The 25,375-nt window shown below is 62.9% G+C and carries 24 protein-coding genes; 17 read left to right on the plus strand and 7 right to left on the minus strand.

All coding sequences use genetic code 11. The annotated features are described in order from the left end of the window. Nucleotides 1-137: 137 nt before the first annotated feature. Genes HLH48_RS10830 through HLH48_RS10840 form a run of 3 tightly spaced genes read right to left on the minus strand, consistent with a single transcriptional unit; the run spans nt 138 to nt 5,513 of the window. Nucleotides 138-3,302: an error-prone DNA polymerase gene (locus HLH48_RS10830; RefSeq protein WP_182997519.1), complete on the minus strand. Its 3,165-nt coding sequence runs from the start codon at nt 3,300-3,302 to the stop codon at nt 138-140. Continuing rightward, nucleotides 3,299-4,837, minus strand: coding sequence for a Y-family DNA polymerase (locus tag HLH48_RS10835; RefSeq protein WP_246387231.1), 1,539 nt, complete (start codon nt 4,835-4,837; stop codon nt 3,299-3,301). The genes HLH48_RS10830 and HLH48_RS10835 overlap by 4 nt, the downstream gene beginning before the upstream one ends. Beyond that, nucleotides 4,737-5,513 (minus strand): ImuA family protein, encoded by a 777-nt coding sequence (locus HLH48_RS10840; RefSeq protein WP_182997520.1) that lies wholly within the window; start codon nt 5,511-5,513, stop codon nt 4,737-4,739. The genes HLH48_RS10835 and HLH48_RS10840 overlap by 101 nt, the downstream gene beginning before the upstream one ends. A gap of 387 nt (nt 5,514-5,900) precedes the next feature. On the opposite strand from HLH48_RS10840, the gene HLH48_RS10845 reads away from it, so the two are divergent. From HLH48_RS10845 to HLH48_RS10855, 3 genes are all read left to right on the plus strand, one after another. Next, nucleotides 5,901-6,311 (plus strand): hypothetical protein, encoded by a 411-nt coding sequence (locus tag HLH48_RS10845; RefSeq protein WP_182997521.1) that lies wholly within the window; start codon nt 5,901-5,903, stop codon nt 6,309-6,311. 38 nt (nt 6,312-6,349) lie between these two features. Then, entirely contained in the window at nt 6,350-7,012 is a 663-nt protein-coding gene (locus HLH48_RS10850; RefSeq protein ID WP_182997522.1) for an SOS response-associated peptidase family protein, read from the plus strand. Nucleotides 7,013-7,596: 584 nt separating this feature from the next. Then, complete coding sequence (locus tag HLH48_RS10855) at nt 7,597-8,196, plus strand: glutathione S-transferase family protein (protein ID WP_182997523.1); 600 nt, start codon at nt 7,597-7,599, stop codon at nt 8,194-8,196. A 56-nt stretch (nt 8,197-8,252) separates the two neighbouring features. Here the strand turns inward: HLH48_RS10855 and HLH48_RS10860 are convergent, their stop codons facing one another. Beyond that, nucleotides 8,253-8,822, minus strand: a complete 570-nt coding sequence (locus HLH48_RS10860) for a MucR family transcriptional regulator (protein ID WP_246387233.1) — start codon at nt 8,820-8,822, stop codon at nt 8,253-8,255. A gap of 315 nt (nt 8,823-9,137) precedes the next feature. Between HLH48_RS10860 and HLH48_RS10865 the strand changes: the two genes are divergently transcribed. Next, nucleotides 9,138-11,210: a ParB/RepB/Spo0J family partition protein gene (locus tag HLH48_RS10865; RefSeq protein ID WP_182997524.1), complete on the plus strand. Its 2,073-nt coding sequence runs from the start codon at nt 9,138-9,140 to the stop codon at nt 11,208-11,210. Between the two features lie 287 nt (nt 11,211-11,497). Here HLH48_RS10865 and HLH48_RS10870 read toward each other — a convergent pair whose 3' ends face one another. Then, nucleotides 11,498-12,448: a LysR family transcriptional regulator gene (locus HLH48_RS10870; protein ID WP_246387235.1), complete on the minus strand. Its 951-nt coding sequence runs from the start codon at nt 12,446-12,448 to the stop codon at nt 11,498-11,500. Between the two features lie 17 nt (nt 12,449-12,465). Here HLH48_RS10870 and HLH48_RS10875 point away from each other — a divergent pair, with 17 nt between their 5' ends. The 4 genes from HLH48_RS10875 (at nt 12,466) to HLH48_RS10890 (ending at nt 15,996) form a co-directional block, all read left to right on the plus strand. Beyond that, nucleotides 12,466-13,359, plus strand: a complete 894-nt coding sequence (locus HLH48_RS10875; protein ID WP_182997525.1) for a 2OG-Fe dioxygenase family protein — start codon at nt 12,466-12,468, stop codon at nt 13,357-13,359. Then, nucleotides 13,356-13,982, plus strand: coding sequence for a LysE family translocator (locus HLH48_RS10880; RefSeq protein ID WP_182997526.1), 627 nt, complete (start codon nt 13,356-13,358; stop codon nt 13,980-13,982). The genes HLH48_RS10875 and HLH48_RS10880 overlap by 4 nt, the downstream gene beginning before the upstream one ends. After that, the gene (gene thrH, locus HLH48_RS10885) at nt 13,979-14,662 is read left to right on the plus strand and encodes a bifunctional phosphoserine phosphatase/homoserine phosphotransferase ThrH (protein WP_182997527.1); all 684 of its coding nucleotides are present in this window, start codon (nt 13,979-13,981) and stop codon (nt 14,660-14,662) included. Before HLH48_RS10880 ends, thrH begins: the two co-directional genes overlap by 4 nt. A 146-nt stretch (nt 14,663-14,808) precedes the next feature. Then, nucleotides 14,809-15,996 (plus strand): DUF932 domain-containing protein, encoded by a 1,188-nt coding sequence (locus HLH48_RS10890; protein WP_182997528.1) that lies wholly within the window; start codon nt 14,809-14,811, stop codon nt 15,994-15,996. Nucleotides 15,997-16,073: 77 nt separating this feature from the next. On the opposite strand, the gene HLH48_RS10895 is transcribed toward HLH48_RS10890, so the two are convergent. After that, entirely contained in the window at nt 16,074-16,367 is a 294-nt protein-coding gene (locus HLH48_RS10895; protein ID WP_264812240.1) for an HU family DNA-binding protein, read from the minus strand. A gap of 71 nt (nt 16,368-16,438) precedes the next feature. Between HLH48_RS10895 and HLH48_RS10900 the strand changes: the two genes are divergently transcribed. Together HLH48_RS10900 and HLH48_RS10905 are read left to right on the plus strand one after the other, a co-directional pair. Further along, nucleotides 16,439-17,503 carry a DUF7146 domain-containing protein gene (locus HLH48_RS10900; RefSeq protein WP_182997530.1) on the plus strand — a complete coding sequence of 355 codons (1,065 nt, stop codon included), beginning with the start codon at nt 16,439-16,441 and terminating at the stop codon, nt 17,501-17,503. Between the two features lie 324 nt (nt 17,504-17,827). Then, on the plus strand, nt 17,828-18,757 hold the full coding sequence (locus HLH48_RS10905; RefSeq protein WP_182997531.1) for a DUF2493 domain-containing protein: 930 nt from the start codon (nt 17,828-17,830) through the stop codon (nt 18,755-18,757). A gap of 242 nt (nt 18,758-18,999) precedes the next feature. On the opposite strand, the gene HLH48_RS10910 is transcribed toward HLH48_RS10905, so the two are convergent. After that, a complete protein-coding gene (locus HLH48_RS10910; RefSeq protein WP_182997532.1) occupies nt 19,000-20,622 on the minus strand; it encodes a patatin-like phospholipase family protein in 1,623 nt (540 codons plus the stop codon). Between the two features lie 1,078 nt (nt 20,623-21,700). Here HLH48_RS10910 and HLH48_RS10915 point away from each other — a divergent pair. The 7 genes from HLH48_RS10915 (at nt 21,701) to HLH48_RS10940 (ending at nt 25,298) form a co-directional block, all read left to right on the plus strand. After that, nucleotides 21,701-22,027, plus strand: coding sequence for a DUF736 domain-containing protein (locus tag HLH48_RS10915; RefSeq protein ID WP_182997533.1), 327 nt, complete (start codon nt 21,701-21,703; stop codon nt 22,025-22,027). A gap of 324 nt (nt 22,028-22,351) precedes the next feature. Further along, complete coding sequence (locus tag HLH48_RS10920; RefSeq protein ID WP_182997534.1) at nt 22,352-22,495, plus strand: hypothetical protein; 144 nt, start codon at nt 22,352-22,354, stop codon at nt 22,493-22,495. A gap of 157 nt (nt 22,496-22,652) precedes the next feature. After that, nucleotides 22,653-23,090: a hypothetical protein gene (locus HLH48_RS10925; RefSeq protein WP_182997535.1), complete on the plus strand. Its 438-nt coding sequence runs from the start codon at nt 22,653-22,655 to the stop codon at nt 23,088-23,090. Between the two features lie 87 nt (nt 23,091-23,177). After that, the gene (locus HLH48_RS22940; RefSeq protein WP_220795080.1) at nt 23,178-23,390 is read left to right on the plus strand and encodes a transcriptional regulator domain-containing protein; all 213 of its coding nucleotides are present in this window, start codon (nt 23,178-23,180) and stop codon (nt 23,388-23,390) included. Between the two features lie 22 nt (nt 23,391-23,412). Then, the gene (locus HLH48_RS10930; RefSeq protein ID WP_182997536.1) at nt 23,413-23,994 is read left to right on the plus strand and encodes a DUF2285 domain-containing protein; all 582 of its coding nucleotides are present in this window, start codon (nt 23,413-23,415) and stop codon (nt 23,992-23,994) included. 213 nt (nt 23,995-24,207) lie between these two features. Further along, nucleotides 24,208-24,474 carry a helix-turn-helix transcriptional regulator gene (locus HLH48_RS10935; RefSeq protein WP_182997537.1) on the plus strand — a complete coding sequence of 89 codons (267 nt, stop codon included), beginning with the start codon at nt 24,208-24,210 and terminating at the stop codon, nt 24,472-24,474. A gap of 8 nt (nt 24,475-24,482) precedes the next feature. Continuing rightward, nucleotides 24,483-25,298 (plus strand): replication initiator protein A, encoded by an 816-nt coding sequence (locus HLH48_RS10940; RefSeq protein ID WP_182997538.1) that lies wholly within the window; start codon nt 24,483-24,485, stop codon nt 25,296-25,298. Nucleotides 25,299-25,375 lie beyond the last annotated feature (77 nt).

Consider the following 25,375-nt stretch of genomic DNA (forward strand, 5'->3'; position numbering starts at 1 on the left):
TTCTGGCATTACATTTAGACTACGTCCGACGTGTGAATGGACTTCTTCCGGACTGGGAGCGATCTCATCGGTGGGTAAGATCGCTCCTAGACAAGTGGATAGAATAGCCTTAACGGCTTAGTATCCCGACTAGGGAATCAATGAAAATTTCTTGATTTTACGGAGAGTGTCTCGACAGAACGATCCACGGCAGCTCCACGGCCCCGGCCGGAATCGCGGTTGCCAACATCGGCAAGCAGGGCGGAGAGATCGGTGATCTCCAGCGCCACCAGATGCACGACCTCGCCTTCTTTCTGGAGCCGCCCCTTGATGCCGAGCATCTGCCCCGCGAGAACGACACGGCGATATTTTTCGAAAATATCCTTCCAGATGATGACATTGAGGACGCCGCTTTCATCCTCCAGGGTGAGGAACACGACGCCTTCGGCGGAGCCGGGGCGCTGGCGGACCAGGACCAGGCCTGCGGCATCCAGCCGCCTGCCATCGCGCGCCTCATGGGCTTCACGGCAGGAGAAAAATTTCCGCTGGCGCAGATCGTCACGGAGAAAGGCGACGGGATGATCGCGCAGCGTCAGGCCGATCCGGTTATAATCGCGCGTGACCTCGGCCCCGGCGCGCATCGGCTGGAGCAGCACGTCCGGCTCCTCGGCCTCGCGGGCGACCGCCGCCGCCGCGAACAGCGGCAAAGGCTCGTCCCGCAGCGCCTTGATCGCCCACAGCGCCTCGCGCCGGGCGAGGCCGAGCGCCGGCCGGAAGGCATCGGCTTCCGCGAGATGGGTCAGTGCCGCGACCGGCACGCCGGCGCGGCGCCAGAGATCGTTCACCGATGCGAAGGGCCGTGCCCCGCCCGCCGCCACGATGCGGGCAGCGTCGGTGTTAGCCAGACCCTTGACCAGGCTCATGCCGAGCCGGACGGCGAACCGGCCGCCCGCCGTTTCCGGCCCTTCCAGCGTGCTGTCCCAGCGGGAGGCATTGACGCAGATCGGCCGTATCTCGACGCCATGCTCGCGCGCGTCGCGGACCAGTTGCGCGGGCGCGTAGAAGCCCATCGGCTGGCTGTTCAGGAGTGCTGCGAGGAACACGTCGGGATGATGGCATTTCAGCCAGGAGGAGGAATAGGCAAGGATCGCGAAACTCGCTGCGTGGCTCTCGGGGAATCCATAGGATCCGAACCCTTCGAGCTGCTGGAAGATCCGCTCGGCGAATTCCTCGGTATAGCCGTTCGCCTTCATGCCCTCGACCAGCTTGGTCTGAAACCGGCCGATGGTGCCGGTGTTCTTGAAGGTGGCCATCGCGCGGCGCAATTGATCGGCCTCGCTGGCGGTGAAATCAGCGCAGACCATGGCCACCTGCATCGCCTGTTCCTGGAACAGCGGGATGCCCAGTGTCTTTTTCAGAACCTTTTCCAGTTCGGGGGTGGGATACTCTTCCGGCTCGATGCCCTCACGCCGGCGCAGATAGGGATGGACCATATCACCCTGAATCGGACCGGGGCGGACGATGGCGACCTCGATCACCAGGTCATAGAACACGCGTGGTTTCAGCCGTGGCAGCATCGACATCTGCGCGCGGCTTTCGATCTGGAACACGCCGATCGTGTCTGCCCGGCGGATCATGGCGTAGGTCAGCGGATCCTCGGCCGGGATGGTGGCGAGCGCGAAGCGCTGCCCCTTATGCTCGGCCAGCAGGTCGAGCCCCTTCTTCATGCAGGTGAGCATGCCCAGCGCCAGGATATCGACCTTCATGAATTTCAGGACGTCGATATCGTTCTTGTCCCATTCGATGATCTGACGGTCATCCATCGCGGCGGGCTCGATCGGCACCAGCTCGTCGAGCCGGTCATGGGTCAGCACGAAGCCCCCCGGATGCTGCGAGAGGTGGCGCGGGACACCAATCAGGCAGCACGCCAGATCCAGCGTCAGCCGGATGCGCCGATCGGACAGGTCGATACCGGCATCCCTGAACTGCTCCGGATCGGCATTTTTCGACCAGCCCCAGATCTGACCGGACAAGGTGCCGATCAGATCCTCCGGCAGGCCCATCACTTTACCCACATCCCTCAACGCGCCCTTGGCGCGGTAGCGGATCACCACTGCGGTCAGGGCGGCGCGCTCACGGCCATAATGCCCATAGACCCATTGAATGACCCGTTCGCGCCGCGCATGTTCGAAATCGACGTCGATATCCGGCGGTTCGCCGCGCTCCTCGCTGACAAAGCGTTCGAACAGCAGCGAATTGCGTGCCGGGTCGATGGCGGTGATGCCCAGCACATAGCAGACCGCGCTATTGGCGGCCGAGCCACGGCCCTGGCACAGAATGTCCTGGCTGCGGGCATAGCGGACAATGCTGTTCACGGTGAGGAAATACGGCGCGTATTGCATCCGCCCGATCAGGGCGAGTTCGTGATTCAGGCTGGCCGTTACCTCGTCGGGAATTCCTTCGGGGTAGAATCTCCGCGCCCCTTCCCAAGTCAGCACTTCAAGGGCCTGCTGCGGCGTCTGGCCCGGCGTCGAAACTTCATCGGGATATTGGTAGGCGAGATCATCGAGGCTGAAGCGACAGCGCTCCATGATCGCGATCGTGCGGTCGACCGCCTCGGGATAGCGGCCGAACAGGCGCGTCATCTCCTGGGGTGGCTTGAGATAGCGATCGGCGTGGCGCTCACGCGCGAAACCCGCCTCATCGATGGTGGTGTTGTGCCGGATGCAGGTCATGACATCCTGCAGGATGCGCCGGTCATGGGTGTGGAACAGCACATCGTTGGTCACCACCGTTGGCACACGTGTCTGATGCGCCAGGTTCGCCAGTTCATACAACCGCATCTGGTCATTGGGACGGCGCAGCAGGGTCAGCGCCATATAGGCGCGGTCATGGAACGCGTCCTTCAGCTTGCGCAGATGCAGGGCGCAGGCCTCATCCGCGATATCGGGGACCAGAACGGCGAGCAATCCGTCGCCCCATGCCACCAGGTCTTCCCAGAGCAGATGGCATCTGGCCTTGCCGGCACGGACCTTGCCCAGGCTGAGCAGCCGGCACAGGCGGCCGTAGGCCGCGCGGTCGGTCGGATAGACCAGCACCGGCGGGAAATCGGCGAGGTCGAGGCGACAGCCGACGACCAGCCGGACGCCGGTGGCCCTCGCCGCGACATGGGCCTGCACCGTGCCGGCCAGGGAATTGCGGTCGGCGATGCCCAACGCCGCGATACCGAGCGCCTTCGCCTGCTCGAACAGTTCGAGCGGCGATGACGCCCCGCGCAGGAACGAGAAATAGCTCGTCACCTGCAATTCGGCATAGCGGCTCATCCGAAGATCCCGTGCAGAAACCAGCCTTGCGAGCCGGTTTCCCCGCGCTCGCCGTCACCCGAGCGATAGACCCAGAACCGCTCGCCGGATGTGTCCTCCAGACGGAAATAATCGCGCACCGTGGTCAGTTCGGCATCGCCTTGCCACCATTCGCCGAACACCCGTTCCGGCCCATCAGCGCATTTCACCTTCCGCCGCACGCCACGCCAGATGAAGAACAGCGGCGGCTGGTCCGGCAGTTCCGCCATGGCCTGCACCGGCTCCGGCCGCGCCAGCAGGCGTGTCGGACGTGGCCAGTGCTCCGGCCAATCCTTCTGGTCGTCCGGCGCCAGCGCCGGCACCCGGCAGAAGGACCGCTCCGGCACATCGCTCTCCACCGGAGCGAAGCGATACAGGGAATGATGGCCCACGCGATTGGCCAGGGTGTCGATCAGGTCCGAGACATCCGGTTCCTCCTCCGCGATCAGCGAGGAGATTTTCTGGCGCGGCGCGATCAGCTCGGCCAGTGTGGCGGTCAGGACCATGCGCTCGATGCCGAAACCGGGATCGATGGTTTCGATCTTCTCGCATAGCAGCCTGACCAGGCGTTTGACGTCGCGCACCGGCGTCGCAGTGGCGATGCGGATCGCCTCGGTACGGCTGTCGACGCGGTGCAGCACCAGGTCGAGACGCCGGGCTCCCTGCCCGCGTTCTTCCAGTCCCTGACAGAGCGGCGGAACCAGTTTGCCGATATAGCGGGCAATCGTCTCGGCGGCCCCGATCGGCTCGGCAAAATTCCTGCTGACCGTGACCGGGTCAACCGGCCGGACCGGCAGGATGGCCTCACTGATGCGACCATAGGCCTGGTCCAGCCGGCGGGCGACGTCCGGCCCGAAGCGGAGCGCCAGCGGCGCGCGCGGCATAGCGGCAAGTGGGGCGATGGTCGCGACGCCCAGCGCGCGCAGGCCCTCGATCATACTGTCCGGCAGGCGCAGAGCCTCGATCGGCAGGTCCGCGATCGCGGCAGCCGTCTCCCCGGCCGGCACCACCAGGGTACGCGCGCGGCCATAGCGCGCCAGCGCATGGGCCGCGCCCAGCGTGTCGGCGACCACAGCCCTGGCGGTGATGCCGGCGTCTCGCAGCCGACCCACCATCTCCGCCAGCATGGCTGACTCGCCACCATGCAGATGATCGGCGCCGGTCGTGTCCAGCACCAGACCGTCCGGCACGTCCACCGCCACCAAGGGGGCGATCCGCTGCTGGAACCACAGCGCCAGTTTCTCCAATCCGGTCCGGTCACCCTCCAGGTCGGCATCCATGATGATCAGATCGGGGTAAAGCGCCTGCGCCTTGGCGACCGGCGTGCCAGGGCGCACGCCCGCCTTGCGGGCGGCGAGGTCGACCGAAAGCACGACGCGACGTCGTCCCTCGCGCCCGACCAGCGCCAGCGGCGCGTCAGGCTCGGGTGCGTCGGCGCCCAGCCTTTTCCTGATCCGGTCCGTCGGCCACAGCGGCAGGAAGAGAGAGATGACCCGACCCGAGCTTCCCATGGCCATCGCAAGCCTCCACTTCGAAATCGGCGGCCTCCCCGGCCCGTGCCCGGATCAGTTCCAGCAGCCAGCGCGCCCGCCCGACGCCGGGCACCGGCAGGGATTCGGACGGCAGGGCCGAAATCCGCCAGCGCGTGACACTGGCGGTCGGCTGGCCGAAATCAGCCGCCTCGGTCTGCCGTCGCCAGCGGCGGACGGCGATCCCCAGCGCGCCGGACGTCTCGGCCGCCAGTTGCAGCCGGCGGGAGGCGGTCATCGACAGGCGCGCGACCTCGGCCACGACGGCGCCCAGACCGCCATGCCGCAGCCCCTCCTCGAAGCAGGCCAGGGCGTCCTGGTCTGCCCCGGCCTCGACATAGATCACCCGGCTTCCACCCAGTCCGACCTGTTTCAGGGCGGGGGCGAACAGATCCTGGCGGGTGACGATCCACAGCACCTTGCCCTTGGTGCGCGCGGCGATGCCAGCGGCAAACTGCCCGGCGGCCGCGCTGTTGAGGGCGTCGTTCCCGCCGCCTGCCACCTCGTGCAAGGCGCCGAGGGCCAGGCCGCCACCCGGCAGGCGGCGATCGATGTCACGGATGCCAAAGGGCAGCACGGTCCGTCGGCGGGTGGCCGATCCTTCGAGGCGGCGGATCTGGTCCCGCAGCGCCTCCAGCAGGGGACGGGATAGGGGCGTGGACATGGTTGATCGGTTTCCGGGATCGGCTCCCAACCGGCGGTCGGGCAGTTTGTTCCCTATCTGTTCCTGACCCTACCCAAGAGTCAACGCCGCATCGGACGTGCGGGGGTCGCCCCAAGTGGACAGGCCGGGATCGACATCGTGGCGGCGACGGCGTGATTCCATTGCACGACAGGGGGTTACATCCGCATCATGAGAGCGGCCCCTCTCGACGGCTTGAACGCGGCGCGAAGTCAGGCCGTCATGCATCGCGCCAGAGCGGGGACCGACCGACCGCCCGAGTCCCCGACCACGAAAGGCCAGTCAGGATGGCGCAACTTCACGAAAAATAAAGTGTTCCTTGCCTTCGCCCCATGCGTTCCTGCCATTGCCGCATGTACGGAGATACCGATGCCCGACGATCTTCCCGCGGTCCGGACGCAAACCCTGGCCCGTATCATCGGGCCCTATCTCGTCGTTCTCGCTATCGCGTTGTTCGCCCGCCTGGGCACATTGCCCATGCTGCTGCCGGTCTTCATGCAGAACGGCCCGCTGGTGCTGGCCACCGGCGCGTTCACCCTAATGGCGGGCCTCGCCATCATCGCGCTCCATCTTCGGTGGAAGAGCCCGAGCGCGATTGCGATCTCTCTGATCGGCATTGTCATCACGCTCAAGGGCGCGACGCTCATGGTCGTGCCGAGCCTCGGCGCCGCCTTGACGGCCGCGGTCGTGGAAACGCCCCCGCTGCTGCTGATCGCCGCCGCGATCGTGCTTCTGTTAGGCCTTTGGCTGAGCTTCGTCGGCTGGATTTCGCGGGCATAGCCATCACGGGCGAGACAAGGGAGGAGAAAGAGCGACCCGTGTGCAATCTGTTTTCGATGACCACCAACCAGCAGGCGATCCGCGACCTTGCAAAGGTTATGGTCGACCGCACCGGTAATCTGCCGCCATTGCCCGGTGTCTATCCCAACATGATGGCGCCGATCGTCCGCAATTCGGCGGAGGAGCGCGAACTGATGATGGCGCGCTGGGGGATGCCGACGCCGCCCCGCTATCTCGCCGGCAAGACGGTGGATCGGGGCGTGACCAACATCCGCAATCCGCAGTCGCCGTATTGGCGGCCGTGGCTCGATGTCGCGCATCGCTGCGTCGTGCCCTTTACCAGCTTCGCCGAGCCCGAACCGCGGCCGGACGGTTCCCGGCCACCGGCCTGGTTCGCGTTCGGCGAGACCCGTCCGCTCGCTTTCTTTGCCGGTATCTGGTGCCGGTGGACGTCCGTGCGCAAGGCCAAGGACGGAGTGACGACCGATGACCTGTTCGGCTTTCTCACGACTCAGGCGAATCACGAAGTCGGAGCCATTCTTCCCAAGGCCATGCCGGTGATCCTGACCAGCCAGGGGGAGATCGACCGCTGGATGACGGCACCGATCGACGATGCCCTGCGCTTGCAGCGCCCGTTGCCCGACGGGACGCTGACCATCGTTGCCAGGGCGACTCCGGAAGATCCGGCGCCACAGAAGTAGACCCCTCTCGCTACCGCCCCCGGAACGGATCCGGCGGCAGACGCCGGTATCCCCGGACGGCCGCGCTTCGTTCCCTCGCCTGGTCAGAGGCTGGTCAGGACCCTTATCGCCGCGGACCCGACCGCGGCAGATGCGGAATGGGACCGGTTCGGCCCGTGTGGCACCGAGCGAAAGCGCAGGCCCGTTCTAATGTCACCTTCCGGCTTTTCCGACGCGCCCATTTTCGCTACGGTACCTATCGGCGCGTGATAACGCCTTTTGCGACGAGGCGGCCTCCTATGTCGGGTGGCCTGCCGAATACAACACCTGGACCTATGGTCCATGCGGTGAACCGCTTTGGCTGTTCAACGCTGGAAATAGGCAGGGCGTGGCTATGCCTCTCGCAAACACGTTATCACCCGCCCGACGCCAGGGAAGGGCGGTGGTTACCGATGTCTGGAATGTGCGGCCACCCGTGTCTGAAATATAAAGTACGAACTGGTCCTTCCTGACGTCGAACATCGATCTTGTTTTGACTTCCTATCGAAAATGCCGAAGATGCGTCGCCGCCTCTCCGGCCGGAGAGAGAAAAGGAACGACCGGTCATGTCATCACCAGTTCTTTACAATTGCCCCCCATCAGGGAATTGTTACAAAGTCCGCCTGTTTGCCGCCCTGACGGGAATTTCACTCGATGTCCGTAACGTCGATCTCGCCGCAGGTGCACACAAGACGCCTCAATTCAGCGCCCTCAACCCATGGCAGCAAGTTCCGGTGCTGCAAGATGGCGAGACCGTCATCTGGGACTCCCAGGCGATCCTGGTCTACCTCGCGGAAAAGCACGGCACGACGGAGTGGTGGCCGGCAGATCCCGGCGCCCGCGCTCGCGTCGTCGCGTGGCTCTCGGTCAGTGTCAACGAAATCCAGCACGGTCCAGCCGATGCACGCTTGATCAGGAAATTTGACTATCCCTTACGATATGATGACGTAACGACAGCCAGCGCGCGGACGTTAACCGTCATCGATCGGTATCTTGCCGATCATGCGTGGCTCGCAGGCGACGGGCCGACCTTGGCCGATTGCGCCGCCTATCCCTATCTGGCTCTGGCGCCGGAAGGCGGGATTTCACTCGATGCTTATCCCGCTCTTCGCCAATGGCTGGGAAGAGTCGAGGCACTCCCGGGCTACATCAGTGTCGAAGCATAGCAGGGTTCATTCCACACGCCGGGCATGATCTATGCCCGGCACCTTGGGTCTCCCGTTCAGACCGGAGCCTTCCGGCGGCCTCTCTTGCGCTCGGGAAGCACTGTTATGCGGGGCGTATCCTCCTGCGCGGACACACTCTCCACCGGAGCAGGAATTTCCGGTGCCCCCGCCGACACCGCGCCCGCACTGTCTTCGCCTGTCTTACGACCGAGACCACTTGCGCGCGCCAGTTCTGACTGGCGCGTCGCATAATTTGGCGCCACCATCGGGTAATTGCTGGGCAGTCGCCAGCGTTCCCGATATTGCGCCGGTGTCATGCCATAAGCGCTGCTGAGATGGCGCCGGAGCATTTTGAGCTTCTTGCCGTCTTCGAGGCAGACGATGTAGTCAGGAAAGACCGACCGTTTGACCGGTACCGCGGGTGTTCGTGCTTCGGTATCCGCAATGTCGGTAGGCTGGCCTATTGAACTGAGTGTCCCATATACAGCCCGGATCAGGGTCGGCACCGTATCGGGCTGGACTGCATTGCGGCCAACATACGCAGAAACGATCAAGGCTGTCAGCTTCAGGGGCAGGTCCTTTGTAGACAACGGGTCGCTCGCCGATACCGATTGCATGTCACTCATTGTCAGCCCATTCAGTCTTGAGACGGTTGGATATGCAGATGTCTCCTCATAATCATGACAAGTCGATGGAGCCTCGTCCATCCGCCGTCGCGTCCGGGCAGATAATCGATTGCACTGCGCCGTCCGGTCCCCAGCGCGGTTGTTGCGCCGATTGACGATCGCATAGGTTCAGTGAGCGTGACAGTGAGGCTGCCTTCCGGCGTAAGGCCGCTCAGTATGAGAGCGCCGTGGGAGGAAGAGGGAAGGGAGGGGTTCTGTGACGGATTTCGAGGCGGGGAGAGGGTCTTCCAGCCGTCCGTCGTGGAGTTTCCTGCCATGGCAAGCGCCATTCAGAAAATCAGTCTCAGTTCATCACGGGATATCCCGTTCAATAAGCTGGTTCTGTCCCAGTCCAACGTCCGCCGCATCAAGGCCGGGCAGTCGATCGAGGAACTGGCGGCGGACATCGAGCGTCGCGGATTGCTGCAAGGTCTGAACGTCCGTCCTGTTCTTGACGATGGGGGGATCGAGACCGGCCTGTTCGAGGTGCCGGCAGGCGGACGTCGTTTTCGCGCCCTCGAGTTGCTGGTGCGGCAGAAAAAGCTGAACAAGACCGCGCCGATCCCCTGCGTCGTGCGCGCGGCCGGATCACCGATCCTGGCCGAGGATGACTCTCTGGCCGAGAACACGCAGCGCGCGCCGCTCCATCCTCTGGATCAATTCCGGGCTTTTCGGAGTTTACTGGAAAAGGGCCTGTCCGAGGAGGAAGTCGCCGCCGCGTTCTTCGTGCCGGTCACGGTTGTCAAACAGCGACTGCGGCTGATGACCGTCTCCGACGCCCTCCTGTCCGTCTATGAGGAAGACGGCATGCGCCTGGAACAGCTGATCGCCTTTTCGATCAGCGACGATCACGAGCGTCAGGCACAGGTCTGGGACATCATCTTCCAGAGCCATAATCGCGAGCCCTATCTGATCCGCCGGATGCTGACGGAGAAAGCCGTTCGGGCGTCGGATGCCCGGGTCCGCTTTATCGGTCTCGACGCCTACGTGGCAGCCGGCGGTCACGTCATGCGCGATCTATTCGAGGCCGACGATGGCGGCTGGCTGGACGATCCCACGCTGGTCGACCGGCTGGTCATCGACAAGCTGAACGCCACCGCCGAGGAGATCCGTGCCGAGGGATGGAAGTGGGTCGAGGCGGCACGGTCATTCCCGTGGGGCCATACCCGTGATTTCCACGAAATCGAGGGGACAACGGTCTTGCTTTCGGAAGACGACGCGGCCAGCCTTCATGCGCTGCGTGCCGAACGGGAAATGGTCGAGGCGGAGTATGCCGAAGCCGACGAACTGCCCGAGGCGATCGATGCGCGGCTCGGCGAGATCGAACAGGCGATCGAGGCGCTTGAAGAACGCCCGCTGGCCTACGCGGCGTCGGATATGGCGCGTGCCGGCGTCTTCGTCAGTCTCGACACCGATGGAAGCCTGCTGATCGAGCGCGGTTTCGTCCGCGCCGAGGACATGCCGGTGGTCGAGGACGATGCCGGCGACGACGACGGCCTGGATCATGTCGATGATCCCGCGGCGTGTGAAGCGCGTTCCGAGCGTGACGCGGATGATGTCTCCATCTCCGTCGCGGAACGGGAGGCGGAAGAAGACGAGGAGACCGGCAAACCGTTGTCCGACCGCCTGCTGACCGAACTGACGGCTTGGCGCACGCTCGCCTTGCGGGACGCGTTCGCGGCCAATCCGCACGTGGCGCTCACCGAGTTGCTGCATACGCTGGTCCGCGACCTGTTTTGGCAGAGCGCGGGCACGGACTGTCTGGAAGCCTATGTCCGGGAGATCCCGCTCCCGGTCCATGCGCCCGACATGCCGGGTGGCGCGCCGGCCCACGCGCTGCGTCAGCGCAACGAGGGCTGGAAACACGATCTGCCCCAGGACGACGCGGACCTATGGCATTGGCTGGACCGGCTGGACGAGACCAGTCGCATGGCGCTGCTGGCGCATTGCCTGTCGTTCGGCATCAATGCGCAATATGAGCGCATGCCGTCCTATGGTGCGGTGTCCCAACGCGGCATCAGCGACAGGCTGGCACGTGCCGATCGGCTGGCGAGCGCTTTGAGGCTCGATCTGGTCGACGCGGGCTGGCAGCCGACGGTCGAGAATTATCTCGGCCGGGTGACCAAGGTCCAGATTCTCGAGGCGGTGCGTGAGGCGCGCGGCGACGCGGCCGCTGCCCGGATTGCACATCTCAAGAAGGGCGATATGGCGCGCGAGGCCGAACAGGTGCTGGACGGCTCCGGTTGGCTCCCCGAGGCGTTGCGGACCAAAGGGCCGATTGCATCTGATGGTGACGGCGAGATGGTCTCCGGACCGGTGGATACGCCCAACACCATCGCGGCGGAATGATGGATCTTTACCGCACGGCGGCTTCCGGTTCCCGGAAGCCGCCGAGATGATCGTCGATCGCAACAAAACCCATATGGCCAGGGAGGCGGGGCGGCGGCTATAAGGTCCGGGCCAGCGTTGCAGCCGCCGATATATCCCTCCCGGAAGACGATGATGGAATAGGTTACGCCACGCTTCGACGTGTTCCTGAGTCCGAAAATTGCCGCATAGAAAATCATCGACGTTTCTTGCACGAACGTGACTTCCGGTCGACGGAAGGCGCATTTTTGATTGTCTCGTATTCCACATCACGGCTCGGTGACGGGCTCACGATCCACAAATTTTTCGAGGGTGCGATTCATCCGCTCAGCAAGCCACGTGCAGAATGTCCGTTTTCGGTCATCCTGTGCGATATTGGCCGCCGACAGGCAGATATAGCGTGTTCCGTCGCGCGCAAACCGGCGGGGCGCCAAGAGGAGCCCTGCCTCGATATCCCCGGCCGCCATGAATACTGACGCAAGCGCCGCACCCTGTCCGGCCTGCGCGGCCTGAAGCGCCAGGTAAAAATGCTCAAACGTGAGTTTGGGAGTACGTGTGCGTTTTATACCCGAAAGACTCAGCCATTGTTTCCACGCGTCGGGACGCGTCATCGTGTGCAGCTGAACGCTTCTGAAGAGGGTGTCTGCCTTTCCGTCCGCGACCAACGCGGGTGCCACCACTGGTCCGGTCGCCTCGTCGCAGATTGGATAAATGTGCAAATCCTGATCGACCCGAAAATCTTCCCGGCGAATAGCGAGATCAATCCGGTCCTTCTCGAAATCGATCGGTCCCCCGGCGGCAAAGACCTTCACATCCAGGCCGGTATCGCGCTTAAGGTCGCCAAGTGTCGGTATCAGCATTTTCAGACACAGCGTCGGCTCACATGAGATCGACAACGGCGGAACAATGCCATCGCGATGAAAGTCCTCCAGTGCCTGTGCGAGATCCTGAAAGACCTCATGGAGCTTTGTCGCAAGTGCGCGGCCACGGTCGTTCAGAAGGTTGGTACGCGCACGACGCGTAAACAGCTCTTCGCCCAGTTCGTCCTCGAGTTGTCTGATCTGCCGGCTGACGGCTCCGTGGGTGACGTGCAGTTCGTCCGCGGCCGCTTGCAGCGTGTCATGCCGGGCTGCCGCTTCGAAAGCGCGCAATGCGTTGAGCGAGGGAAGGCGGACAGGAATACGCATGCTTTCTTCATCTCCGCGTCGCAGCATGGACATGTGAGATTACCTCACGAATGAGCGTCAGAACAAATCGATTTTTTGCCCCGCCACACCGTGTCATTTGCGGAATTGTCGCGAATGCGGCACTGGCAGAAACTGTTGTGGACATAATCATGTCGTTACCAATACTCGCCGATAGTCCCGATGATCGCCGCACCATCGAAAACTCCTTGAAGCCTATTCGCGACGCCATCAGGTCACAAAGTTATTTCATGTCTGACGGACACATACTGAAAGAGGTGTTTCAATCTGCTTCGGAGTGCAGCGCTGCTCGTCTCAATGACTTCTGTGATTCATGGAACGACATGCCAGTCGATACCTATATGGGTGATCGCGGCGTTTATCGTCGCCGTCGACATGCCACATATCATGTATCGAACGATCATCGAATTCAGAGACTGTCGCACAGGCCGCATTATCAGACGGTCAACTATAACCATCTCAATGGCGGGGTAGAGCGACATTTTGAGCCAATCCCTGACACGATTGCCAATGGGGTCGTGCTCAATACTCTTCTTCGTTTTGCTGCGACGGTTTTCTCTGGCGTTGATCCGGCGGCATCCTGGTTCGTCGAAGTCCACCAGTTCCGAATTGAAGCCATCGAACACGGAGGCAAACCCACCCCGGAGGGTGCTCACCGGGACGGGGTCTCCTTTGTACTGATGGTACTGATCGATCGTCAGAATGTCACTGGCGGGGAGACAACCATCTATTCCCGCGCGGGCGTTCCTCTTGCGGATTTCACGCTCCAGGAACGTTTCGATATTGCCCTCGTGGATGACGAAAAGGTCGTCCATGGCGTCAGCCCGGTATTTCCGAGAGACGGAAACCAGGTGGCATATCGCGATGTGCTCGTCATCACGTTCCGCGCGGTAAGAGGCTTTACCGTAGAGGAGACATGTCCGTGAACCAGATCGCTCTCGTCTTCGGCGTGACCATGCTGGCTGTGATAAGTCCGGGTGCGGATTTCGCAATGGTCTCGCGCAACAGCTATCTTTATGGCCGACAGGCAGGCATTCTTTCGGCACTGGGCATAGCGGCATCATGTTGGACCCACGTTTTTTACGCGGTCTTTCTCCTGTCCTCAATGCAGGTGATCCTGCCTGATCTGCTTCTCTATGTGCGTTACGCCGGCGCGGCTTACCTGCTCTATGTTGGAATCCGGACCATCCTGTCCGGGTCCGCGATCGAGGAGGCCGAGGAGCGTGTCTCATTGATGCCGCCTTCGCGTTCCTTTCTCGACGGTTTCCTCACCAATGCGCTCAACCCGAAGACGGCCGTCTTCGTCATAAGCCTCTACACGCAGGTCATCGGGCCTGCGTCACCGGTCAGCTACGCGCTGCTGTGTGGCATGATGATCTCGCTTTGTCATCTGGCCTGGTTCGTCGCTGTCTCCTATGTGCTGTCACAGAGTGCGACCCGTCGTTGGATCCTTGCCCGGGCCGGAATGTTCAATCGTGTCATCGGTGTGTTTCTCGTCTGTATCGGTCTGACCCTCGGCTTCTTCGATCATGGGGGGGCGCACTCATGAAACAGGACAAAACGGTCTTTCTCGATCTTGAGGGCGTGCTCGCCCCTGAAATGTGGCCTTATCTCGGCAAGAAATTCGGCCTCGACGCATTGATGGCCACGACGCGCGAGGAACCGGATTACCGGCACCTGATGACGCGGCGGGTCGAAGCCCTGAACGCGCATGGGATATCCATGTCGGCCATTCAGGAGGCGATCGCGGCGCTCCCCCTTTTCGACGGCGCGGTCGATTTCGTGAGGTGTCTTGCTCGCGAGATGACCGTCATATTGGTCACCGACTCGTTCCGGCCAATGAACGAACCTTATATCAGGGAACTCCGGCCCGACGGTGTCTTCTGCCACAGTTTTCTGCTGGATGACCGGGCCCGTATAGTCGGATTTGATTTCTGGAACGAACTCCGGGGCAAGCATGAGGCGATGTCCGCCTGGGGTCGTCATGCCGCGAGGACCTTTGCCGCCGGTGACGCGTTCAACGACCTAACCCTCTTACGCGCGGTCGACCGGGGTATCCTGTTCAGACCGTCTCGAGCCACACAGGCGGCGGCGACTGACCTGCTCTGGGTCTCCACGTACGAGGAACTACTCGGACTGTTCTTGGCCGATCTTGAGCCGGCGACTATCGCGCGTGCCGCCCCGCCTCACAGACATGCCCGATTCGCCGGTGAGAACAGGGGATCATAGAGCCCATTGTCGTAAAGCTGATCATGGTGTTTCGAGGCGGCTTCCGGTTCCCGGAAGCCGCCTTTTTTCGTGTCGGGCTGGCCCTGAAGGAGGGAGAGGGCGGCTTCGCCTTTTATGCCGAATGTCCGGCGAAAAGGAGAGTTTCCATGTCCAGCACCCTGTCGTCCGTCCGTCCCGCTGCGGGATTCCGCGTCGATCCGTCCCGGGGGGCGCGCGATGCGCGCGTGTCCTCGGAGTGGTTTTCCCGGCCCGACGATGAGCGCTACCTGTCCCTGGCCGATCTGCACGCCGCGACGCTGGCCCGTGCGGAACGCGCCACCGCCCGTACGGTGGAAAGCCGTGCCATCCGTGTCGAGGCCAGTCGCGACAACGCCGAACGCCTGACCCTGACCGTGCCGGGGCAGTCGGCCCCCGTCGCGCCGACGCACTGGTCCTTCGGTCAGCTGTCGAGCCTGGTCGGGGCGCCGTCGTCCTATCTGCGTTCGCTGCCTGCCCCGCTGGCGGCGATCAATCTGCAGCACGGATTGCTGTCCCATCGCGCCGAATTGGTCAAAACCTACGAAACCGACAATGACCGCATAGAGCTGCGTGCGGTGACCGGTCCGGATTACGGTCGCGTGCTCGATCACGAGGTGGTTGCGGCGATCCGTAAAATCGCAGGTGATGGTACCGGGGATACCGCATGGAAGGTGCCCGGCTGCATCGACTGGTCCAGCATGGTGCATAATCCCCATGTCGACATCACCAGGGAAACGACGACGCTTTATGCATCGGATCGGGATGTCTTCGTCTTTCTCACTGACGATACCCATCCGATCGAAGCGGGACGGTTGCCGAGCGGAGAGCCCGATCTGTATTTCCGTGGATTCTACGTGTGGAATTCGGAGGTCGGCAGTAAAAGCCTCGGTATCGCGTCGTTCTATCTGCGGGGAGTGTGTCAGAATCGTATGATCTGGGGGCGCCAGAATTTCGAACAGATCACGATCCGGCACAGCAAGTTCGCACCGTCGCGCTTCGTGCATCAGGCCGCACCCGCCCTACGGAACTTCGCCAATGCCAGCCCGTCGTCTTTCATTTCCGGTATCCAGGCGGCGCGCAAGACGATTGTCGCGCGGGATGACGACGATCGCGAGAGCTTTCTGCGGCGCCGTGGTTTTTCAAAGCCTGAAACCGCGAAAATCATCGAAACGGTGCTTCGGGAGGAGCAGAGGAAGCCCGAGACGATCTATGATTTCGTACAGGGCATCACCGCGCTGGCGCGCACGAAACCTAATCAGGACGCCCGTCTCGACCTGGAAGGCAAGGCCCGGCAGCTGATGGAGAAGGTTGGATGAGACAGGTGCTATTGGCACGGGGGCGGGTCATTCGGGAGGCGGCGGGATTGTTCCGCCGCCTTTTCTTCGTCTGGCGATCAGCCGTTCAGGCTGTCCTTCAGTGCCTTCGCCGGCGTGAAGGTCAGCTTGCGCGACGCGGCGATGGTGATCGTCGCCCCCGTGGCCGGATTGCGGCCTTCGCGGGCCGGAACGTCCTTGGTCTTGAATTTGCCCAACTCCGGAATCGTCACCTCGTCGCCCGCCTTGGCGGCGCCGGCCACGGCGGCGACCAGGGCGTCGATGGCCTTTCGGGCGTCGGCCTTGGAGAGGTTAGCGGCGCTGGAGATATGATCGACCAGTTCGGTAATCTTCATCTGCGGTTCCTTTTCGATGGGGGCCGGAGCCCGTCCGCACCGCCGTTAGCGACAGATTATGGCGGTATCAAGCCTGCCGGGAGGGTGACATGACCGGGCATGATCGAGACGACGCCGGCGATCTGTCCCGGCGCCTGGCCGAAAACGCCGTGGCTGTCTGTCGTCATTACCTTTCTGCTGGAAGGCGGCACGGCAATTACTGGCTGGTGGGCGATGTCCGCAATACGCCGGGCCGGTCGCTTTATGTCCGCCTGCATGGTCCATCGGAGGGACGGGGAGCCGCTGGCCGGTGGACGGATGCGCAATCGGGCGAATATGGCGACCTGCTCGATCTGATCCGCGAAAGCTGTGGCCTGTTCGACTTCCGCGACGTCGCTTACGAAGCTCGGGCGTTCCTCAGCCTGCCGGCTCCGGAACCGAGGTTCATGGCTTCTGTCGATCATTCAGTGAGCGACCGGGGTCCTGCAGGTCACACCGAAGCCGCACGACGCCTGTGGTCTATGACCCGCCCGCTCGCCGGCACGCTTGCAGCGGCCTATCTGCGGCATCGCGACCTGAAATGGCTTCCCGGCGTCACGGCGTTGCGCTTTCATCCGACCTGCTACTATCGCCCGGACGATGACGGTCCCACGGAGACCTGGCCGGCGCTGATCGCCGCCGTCACCGATCTCGACGGCACTTTGACCGGGGTGCATCGCACCTGGCTGGCGCCGTACGGGCACGGCAAGGCGCCGGTCGATCATCCGCGCCGCGCCCTGGGAGGCTTGCTAGGCCATGCCGTGCGTTTCGGGGTGGCAGCTGGCGTGCTGGCCGCCGGGGAGGGGATCGAGACGGTCCTCTCGCTCCGGCAGGTTCTGCCCGATCTGCCCTTGGCCGCCTGTCTGTCCGCCACGCATCTCGCCGCCATGGTCTTCCCGCCGTTGCTGCGCCGTCTCTATGTCATACGTGACGACGATCCGGCCGGCGATCATGCGTTGGAGACGCTGTCGGAGCGCGCCCGCGTAGCCGGAATCGAGCTGATTGCCCTGTCGCCAAGGCTGGCGGACTTCAACGACGATCTTCGTCATCTTGGCCGTGCCGCTCTGCGGGCGATCCTGCATCCGCAACTCGCGCCCTCGGACGTCGCGCGGTTTCTGGACACGGCACACGCCTGAAGCGGGCCGGGAAGGAGGCAGGTGGGTTTCGTGTCTGTCGGGGCCGTCGCAGGATCTTCATCCCGGCAGTCTGTCCGCGCCGACGGCCTTTCAGGAGGGGAGCGGGCGTCAGCCGGGCCGAGCCTTCAATGGCGGGCGGCGGCTATTTTCCGCCGCGCAGGCTTCGCCTGCGCTTTGCATCGCGAGGCAAAATAGCCGCCGTCCTGCCATCCTGCGCTGCGCTTCGGCCGCGCGAACGCGCGGTTCCGGCCCGGCCCTGGTCTGCCGCTGTCCGCCCCCGGAAAGGCCGCGATGGGCGCGGCCGGTATCCCGGAGGACGGAGCCATGACCCGCATGACCGACGATTTCGAACCCGACCATGTCGCATCCCCGACCGCCCATGTGCTGGCGGAACTCCAGATATATGGCTATCGTCCCTTCGAAGACGAACCGGACGCGAGACCGCTCCCCGAGGCGGAGCGCATCGCCGGCGCGGTCGCGGATATTTTTGACGCCATCGCCGCCATCCTGACCGACACACGGCTGGAGCCCGATCTCGAAGGGCTTCTCTGGTCGAGCGTCAACGTCTTTCATCGCATGGTCGGGCAGGTCGAACGCGAACTCGACCGCAACGAGCAGGCGCAGAAAACCAGCCAGAAGAAACAGGATGGCAGCGAGATCCGCTCCGTTGAGCTGGAACGGCTCACCGCGCAGGGCCTGACCCTGCTGGAGCGTCGCAACGCCTATGAGATCTTCCGCGACGAGGCGCAGGAGCAGTTCGAACGCCTGACCCTGAGCGAATGGCGCCCGAAGACCGGCTCGCTGGTCTCACGCCGCACCATGACGGCGTCGATGATCGACAGCCGCGACTTCCTCAACGCCCGCCGCCGCGCCGAGGGCGAATTGCTGGTGCCGCCCGGTCCCAAGGTGGTCGTCACTGGTGGCCTCGATTTCGACGACCATATCCTGATCTGGGATCGGCTCGACAAGGTCCGCGCCAAGCATCCCGACATGGTGCTGCTGCACGGCGGGTCGCCCAAGGGGGCCGAGTTTATCGCCTCGCGCTGGGCCGATCACCGCGAGATCGTGCAGATCGCCTTCAAGCCGGACTGGACGAAGCATCGCAAGGCCGCGCCCTTCCGGCGCAACGATGCCATGCTGGAGGTCATGCCGGTCGGTGTGATCGTCTTCCCCGGCACCGGTATTCAGGAAAACCTGGCCGACAAGGCGAAAAAACTCGGCATCCCGGTTCTACGGTTCGGGGGCGGCGCGTGAGCGCCGGCCTCGTCCTTGATATGGACCTCAGCGGGCCGCGCTACGCCGGAGGTCGGGGTCACGGATGCTCTCCAGCGCGCGGCGGCGCTCGGCCGTTATCTGCCGTGCTTCCCTAACGAGATCCGACCTGGCACTCTGATGTTTGGCAAGAACCCGCTGAATCCTGTCATTAGGCTCGACATCCTTGGGTGTCAGAGAGCCTTTAAAGGTGACGCTTTTCAAAGCCATGGTCATCCTCCCCTCTAAGACAACTCACTTACTACCTCATCAAACAGGTCTTTGACAGATTTTTCGAGCATATCGAACGCGCCGCTGATCAGTTCGTTCTCCGGGAGCACGGCATCGCCGTCGATGCGAATGGCGAGATGGATGCTTGCCTCACGCGCTGATATAGGAATGCAGACCTGCCACGCCCAGTCCGCCCAGACCATTTTCCGGCGTAGCCGGTTGGAATCGCCGGGCAGGTCGAGATCGGGCGGCAGAGGTGCGACTTCAAAGCGCGACTCATTTTTCGACCATGCCGCACCGAGCACAGATCCTTCGATCGGAACCAGCATACCTTCATCAGGGTCCCTCTCGTAGCCGACGGAAAACTCAAGGCGAAGCGAATGACGATAGTCGCGATCGGGTAGAGCGATCGCCACCCGGATACGACCCGGCGTATCATCGGGTGCGTCGCTCAAAATCGCGGCCGCAAGTCGCTGAGTTTCCAGGCAGAGAGTGCGGTAAAGGTCCGGGCGCTTAAACAGCCACTTGTCCAGCCATACGCCTGTCGCCGCCTCACCGTCGCGAACTTCCTGGCGCGCATCGTCGAGCGTCATGTCGAAATCGAGCAGATCGAGGCGGCTCTCGAGTTCCAGTTGTTCGGACCGGCCGGAGGCTCGCAGATTGAGTTCTCCGGAGCCGAACAGCGCGGTGCGGATCGCGGAAGGCAACCAGTTAAAGCGATCGACGACAGGTGCGCGGGACAGATCGGCGATGGCAACGGCAATGGTCAGGGCTTCGGGATCGAGTTCGCGTTCTTCGTCGAACGGCCATGCCGGGAGATTGGACACGATTCCGCCGTCGACGAAGACCATGTCTTTTGTGGAAACGGTCTCGCCGTCGGCGATCTCTCTGGTTTCTATTGTCCAGGGCCGAAAAATGACCGGCAGGCAGATCGACGCCGCGACAGCATCGGCGACCGGGATATCCGGGGTGCGTTCGGGTGAGAACAGGTGCAACTTGCGCTCACTCAGATTGGCGCCGACGACCTTGAGGGTCGGACGGCCATCACGTCCGAAATCACTCATTGTCACGACCCGTTCCGGGGCATCGGGAAACATCCGGCGCTGGAGCAGTATTGCCAGAGCGTCGCGGAAGCCCTTGATGTCCGCGAGACCGCCGATCAGACACCGCACGCTCTGCTTTGCGACCCACACAAGCAGGGCGGAGGTCAGAAGGGCACCGCAGATCGCCCACCTGGAATGGCTCTCGCCGGCGGCCAGTATTCCGGCAAAATCTGCGACACCGACGCCGACCGCGATCGTCTTCAGGGCAGAGATATGGCGACTGGTCCAGCGGAAGAGGCGCAATCTCACCCAACCGCCGCGCCCGAAAATATCGGTCGCTTTGTTTATGCCAGGATCGATCTCGTGCAACCGGTCGATGACGGATACGCCGCTATCCGGATCGAGAATCTCCCGCGACGAGAACCCTGCCGCACGGAGTGCCGCGACGATCGCCCCGGCCGACGTGCCGGCAACGCCCTGAAAGACGACGTTGCGATCTTCGAGCGCCCTGAGGGCGCCGACATGGATCAGCCCTTTCGCGCCGCCGCCCGAAAACGCGACGAAAGCTCGGTTCAATCTGGCGGCTGTGCGCACTGTCCTCACGTCATCGGGCGATATACGGCGAATCGGTCATCGCCATTTCTGATGGTTGGCGTTCTCTGTACTGAGCGCTCCGCGGCGGCGTCAACTGCGTCGTCTGACGAGTACTGATCCCGATCCAACCGTTAACACTGCTCCTTCCTCGTGGCCTCCCATCTTGCCAGCCGGCATCCGACCCCCGTCGATGATGCGCGGCTCCTCCAAAATGCTGTGCATTTCGGTTCCTCCACGTCCCGCATGGCGGAGCCAGAGGCGTCATCGACCGCGTTCATGCCGGCTGAACGCCGGGGCTGTCCTCGAGAGGAGGACGGTAACTATGGAGGTTCAGATGATCCATATCCAGCAACCCCCCATTTCCGGCACAGACACCTATTGGCGCGATCGGCGCGAAGGCGAGGCGTCGGAACGTGGGATGATGGCCGTCCCTGTTGCCGGGTCGGCCGGGCCGAAGCCCCGCCTGACGAAGCGGCGTAGGATGGGGAAGGGCCCATGCGCATTGTTGTTCGGCGCAGGGTACGCCGTGTGCAGGGGTGCTCTGTCCGTCACGCGGGGTCAGGCACGATCGGTCGGTAAACCGATCTGTCCGTACGGTCTCGGAATGACCGCGCCTCGCTGACATGCCGTCACGGGCGGACCGCCGATCGTCCAGCCCGTGGGGAGACGGTGGGCGGGAGCATTGCCCAAGGCCGGTATGTGTGACGTGCAGCAGAACATAGGCGCCGGCGTCCACGTAGGGAGCGTCGCTCGCCTTGATCACCCGCCCCCACCACAGGACCGGGTGCCGCATTTCTGTCTCCGCCGGTGCTGATGGGGTTGCACACCATGGCCTCTGTCGGATGGCTGATCTAGCCGAAGGACGGCGTTGCCTCGATCGGCTGGTCGCAACGGCGTTCCGGAATTTTCTTCCCCTGCCGGCTACGCCGTCATTCCTCGCGCAAAACAAGAAAGTTCCGGCCCTGCCGTCCTCCGCTGCGCTTCGGTCCCTGCGGGATGCTCTGCCGCTCGCCTCCGGCTGGTCGATCGCCATCGAGGCCCCGGTGGTCGCGGCCCGATGCAGCAAGGAGACAGAACAATGGCTAACATCGGTTCTTTCAAGAAGGCGGGCGAGGGTTTCGAAGGCGAAATCGTCACCCTGGCACTCCAGGCCCGCAATGTCCGTCTGGTGCCCGAAACCAACCGGACCAACGACAACGCTCCCAACTACCGCGTCTACTTGGGTCGAATTGACCTCGGTGGTGCCTGGTCCCGGCGCTCCAACGAAGGCCGGAATTACCTCAGCCTGAAACTGGACGATCCGTCCTTTGCCGCTCCGATCTTCGCCAACCTGTTCGCGGACGACGACGGCGAGAGCCACACCCTGATCTGGACGCGCCCCCGCACCAGCCGCAACGGCGACTGAGCCTTCCCACCGATCACCCGCCCGGGTCCGCCCGGGCGGGGCTTCGGCGCCCCTCTTTCAGCCCACAAGAGACACGTTGGCGGCCATGATGGCCAGCGTGCAGCCGCGTGCGGTTGGGAAGAATGCCAAGAAGGGCTGTCACTCAGTCCTCCCAGTGTACCATGCCCACGGAAACCGCCTCGAGGACGAGCGGTCCCTCCAAAATGCTGCGCATTTCGGCTCCTCCGCTCGCCGGAAAGCCGGTCGCCTTCGGCGATCCTCGACCCGGCTTCCGCGTGCATGCGGGCGGCGTCCTGTCTTCGACAAACGACAGGGAGCAGGACAATGACCACGTTGAACGATCAGATCCAGATGCTGCGGGCCGAACTCACCAGCTTTCATCTCAGCCGCCGGGAACGCGCCAAGATCGAGCGCGAACTCGCACGCGCCCTGGCCGCCGCCGCGCTACACCCGGGCCGTGACGAATGACACGGTGCGCGGCCAGCCACCCGTAGGATCCGCGGGTGGCTTTTCGTTTCATCCCCGGTGGTGAGGGTGGCGTCCGCCTCTTCGCATCACAATTTTTCTGGAGCAAATACCGACCAGTACGTATTATGATTTCCCGTTCTGTTTGCCGGAGGTGAAGATGATCGTGCTCGGGGTGATCTCGTGGGTCGTAGGGATCGGACTGCTCTGCTGGGTCTTCTTTACGCTGGTGTCGATCGTCGTGCCCATCATGGCCGGGCTGATGGCCTTCTTCTGGGCCTACCACACCGGAGCGGGGCTGGCGTCGGTCTTTCTTGGAGTCATGGCTGGGAGCCTGGTGCTCTGGTTGTTCCGCACCGGATTGACGGCAAGCCGGCAACCGCTCGCCAGACTTGGGATCATGCTCGCGTTCTGCGTCCCCGCGGTCATTGCCGGCTATTTCGCGGCGCTCGGTGTGGCCCAGATGGGGATCGTATCCTTGGTCTGGCAGCATGTACTGGCCGTCATTGGTGCGGGCGCAGTCGGTGCGGCATCATTTGTACGGCTCATGCCTAAATCATCTCACGATGACGGAACATTTTTATATCGACACGAATAATGTGCGACCTGATGCATGTCCTGGCGTTCCGGACTGTTCCATGCCGATGCCGGGCCGACCACATAACAATAGCGAGGAAACCACAGAATGGAGACGCGGCTACACTGGTATGCGCCCGGATTTCTCGACAGGGCCCTTTCCCTCGACCTCCCCGAATTCGCGCAAGAATTTCTCTCCCTCAACGAGGATTACGCGCGTGGGTATGAGGCATTGATGACGCAGAGGGCGGCTGACGCGGCGGCCCGACAGCGAACTCTTGAAACCTTCGCGCGTCCGTGGGGTCTGCGATTTCCCTGTTGACCCTGCCATCCCGGCTTGGGCGATGCCCGCACTGTGGGCGCAGGAAGTCCTCTCCGCCATTATTGCTCTCATTCCGGCTCCGGAAATTTATACCGCCTCCTCGTTTTTTCCGCTGCAACTTGCACCGCAGCTGAACGCGGCACTTGGCGATGACGGACTGCATCTCGTGATTGGCGACAAAACCGGCCCGATCCGCCTCTGGGTCGCCGATGGCGCCGACCGGCGTGCAGCCGTCGTCATCCCGCTCGATGCGTCGTGTTGGATCCGTCTCTACCATCTGCGTCGGCTTCTCGAACGTCTTTACGGTCGCGTGGTCGGACCACTGCCCAATACCTTCCGTCCCACCCGCTACAGGATCACGCGTCTCGCCCATGCCCTACAGGCGCTGACGGCAAAACGCGCGGGTGCGACCGTGCGCGACATTGCCGCGCTGACGGATACGGGTGTCAGGACACTGGGCGGCTCTATCTGGAAGGACGTGCACCAGCGTGCCCGGGTGGAACGGCTTCTCAAGCTCGCCGAACACTTGGCTGGAGGCGAGTATCTGGCCTTGCTGCATCATGGTCATCGTTCGTTGCCAGCATCTGCGGCCGTGCCGCGTTGAGAATGACGTCGTTCTGACGGGAACCAACCTTCGTTTGGCCGTCCGGATATCGCTTGCGCGTTCGCCGCACTGTAGCGTGCTCGACGGGGTAGGGGGGTGGACGATTCCTTGGGACACCCCCCGTTTTCGTCCACCACCCCTCCCGACTTTCTCCGCCACTCTCCGCCCCGGTGCGCGGCATTACGCCTCGTTCGCCTTCAGCGGAGAACAGCAATGGTCAAGAAAAGACCCCGCCCGAAACCCGCGCGGCACCTGAGAACACCCCAGGCTGCCGAGTGGCTCGGCATTTCACCAAGAACACTCGAACGCTACCGTACGCTTGGCTGCGGCCCCGTCTTTCACAAGCTCGGCAATCGCGTCACCTATACGCTCGCCGACCTCAAGGATTGGGTCGAGAACGGCATCTCGAAGTCCATTTTCTCGAAAAATTACATTCTGATGCGCTCCGGGGTCACTAGGCGCGGGCGGCGGCCGTCATGATGCCCTGCATGCCGCGCCTCTTCATGTCCAACGCGTTTTTCGCGTTGGGAAAAGGCCATCGTCGTGGACCGTTGCGCTTCGCGCAAGGAGGGCAGCACGTTCTGGTCTCGTCACCAATGGCAATCGCAACGATCTGGGATGCTGACATCCTGATCTGGGCGGCGTCGGCCATGATGGCTGCCAGGCGCTGTGGCGCGCCGGTTCCGGTCGCACTTCAGGGAACGCGTTACGAAATCCTTGGTTTTCCCGGGCGCGCGGTTTCAGGAGGATATTACGAGCGTCTCCCCGATGGGCTTGAGCGTCTGAACCGTACCCGCGTTGTTATGAGCCAAACGCCCTGGACTGACGAACAGCACGGTGCGCCGTGGATTGAAGACTGGCAGATTGCCGCGGGTTACGTGCAAATCCGTCTCGCGCCTTGGCTGCGAGACGCCATCCTCGCACCACGGGCTGTGCTTGCTCTCGATCCCGCCTATTTCACGCTAACGAGCGGCCTTGAGCGCCTGCTCTATCTGATCGCCCGGCGCCATGCGGGACGACAACCCGGCGGGTGGGTTTTCGAGATTGCCCATCTCCATAGCAAGACCGGCACGACCCTGACGTTGACCGCCTTCGCGGCTTTCCTCCGTCGTCTTGCCCGGAACCACGCTTTGCCCGGGTACCGGATCGAACTGTCCGGCGGCAACTGGCCCGAGCGGGTGCGCATCCGTCCCGTTGTTGGCGCTCCTGTGGATAAGTTCGTGGATATCCCTGTCGATAAATTCTCCCCCACACGCCTATCACAACAGGAATCCACGCCTATCGCTCTCGAAAACGATCGGTAAGGCATTGTAATAAATGATAAAAATCACCTCTCTAAAGAGTCTAAATAGAGACTCTTTGTACTTGAATACTGTGCGCG

It is taken from the genome of Gluconacetobacter sacchari (genome assembly GCF_014174255.1).
Classification (GTDB): domain Bacteria; phylum Pseudomonadota; class Alphaproteobacteria; order Acetobacterales; family Acetobacteraceae; genus Gluconacetobacter; species Gluconacetobacter sacchari.

Coding starts and splice junctions, on each gene's coding strand:
- HLH48_RS10875 (WP_182997525.1), top strand. CDS start 12,466: ATGAGCGTCAGAACAAATCGATTTTTTGCCCCGCCACACCGTGTCATT.
- HLH48_RS10890 (WP_182997528.1), top strand. CDS start 14,809: ATGTCCAGCACCCTGTCGTCCGTCCGTCCCGCTGCGGGATTCCGCGTC.
- thrH (WP_182997527.1), top strand. CDS start 13,979: ATGAAACAGGACAAAACGGTCTTTCTCGATCTTGAGGGCGTGCTCGCC.
- HLH48_RS10935 (WP_182997537.1), top strand. CDS start 24,208: ATGGTCAAGAAAAGACCCCGCCCGAAACCCGCGCGGCACCTGAGAACA.
- HLH48_RS10940 (WP_182997538.1), top strand. CDS start 24,483: ATGCCGCGCCTCTTCATGTCCAACGCGTTTTTCGCGTTGGGAAAAGGC.
- HLH48_RS10835 (WP_246387231.1), bottom strand. CDS start 4,837: ATGGCCATGGGAAGCTCGGGTCGGGTCATCTCTCTCTTCCTGCCGCTG.
- HLH48_RS10840 (WP_182997520.1), bottom strand. CDS start 5,513: ATGTCCACGCCCCTATCCCGTCCCCTGCTGGAGGCGCTGCGGGACCAG.
- HLH48_RS10870 (WP_246387235.1), bottom strand. CDS start 12,448: ATGTCCATGCTGCGACGCGGAGATGAAGAAAGCATGCGTATTCCTGTC.
- HLH48_RS10905 (WP_182997531.1), top strand. CDS start 17,828: ATGACCCGCATGACCGACGATTTCGAACCCGACCATGTCGCATCCCCG.
- HLH48_RS10915 (WP_182997533.1), top strand. CDS start 21,701: ATGGCTAACATCGGTTCTTTCAAGAAGGCGGGCGAGGGTTTCGAAGGC.
- HLH48_RS10860 (WP_246387233.1), bottom strand. CDS start 8,822: ATGAGTGACATGCAATCGGTATCGGCGAGCGACCCGTTGTCTACAAAG.
- HLH48_RS10865 (WP_182997524.1), top strand. CDS start 9,138: ATGGCAAGCGCCATTCAGAAAATCAGTCTCAGTTCATCACGGGATATC.
- HLH48_RS10830 (WP_182997519.1), bottom strand. CDS start 3,302: ATGAGCCGCTATGCCGAATTGCAGGTGACGAGCTATTTCTCGTTCCTG.
- HLH48_RS10845 (WP_182997521.1), top strand. CDS start 5,901: ATGCCCGACGATCTTCCCGCGGTCCGGACGCAAACCCTGGCCCGTATC.
- HLH48_RS10925 (WP_182997535.1), top strand. CDS start 22,653: ATGATCGTGCTCGGGGTGATCTCGTGGGTCGTAGGGATCGGACTGCTC.
- HLH48_RS10930 (WP_182997536.1), top strand. CDS start 23,413: ATGCCCGCACTGTGGGCGCAGGAAGTCCTCTCCGCCATTATTGCTCTC.
- HLH48_RS10900 (WP_182997530.1), top strand. CDS start 16,439: ATGACCGGGCATGATCGAGACGACGCCGGCGATCTGTCCCGGCGCCTG.
- HLH48_RS22940 (WP_220795080.1), top strand. CDS start 23,178: ATGGAGACGCGGCTACACTGGTATGCGCCCGGATTTCTCGACAGGGCC.
- HLH48_RS10920 (WP_182997534.1), top strand. CDS start 22,352: ATGACCACGTTGAACGATCAGATCCAGATGCTGCGGGCCGAACTCACC.
- HLH48_RS10855 (WP_182997523.1), top strand. CDS start 7,597: ATGTCATCACCAGTTCTTTACAATTGCCCCCCATCAGGGAATTGTTAC.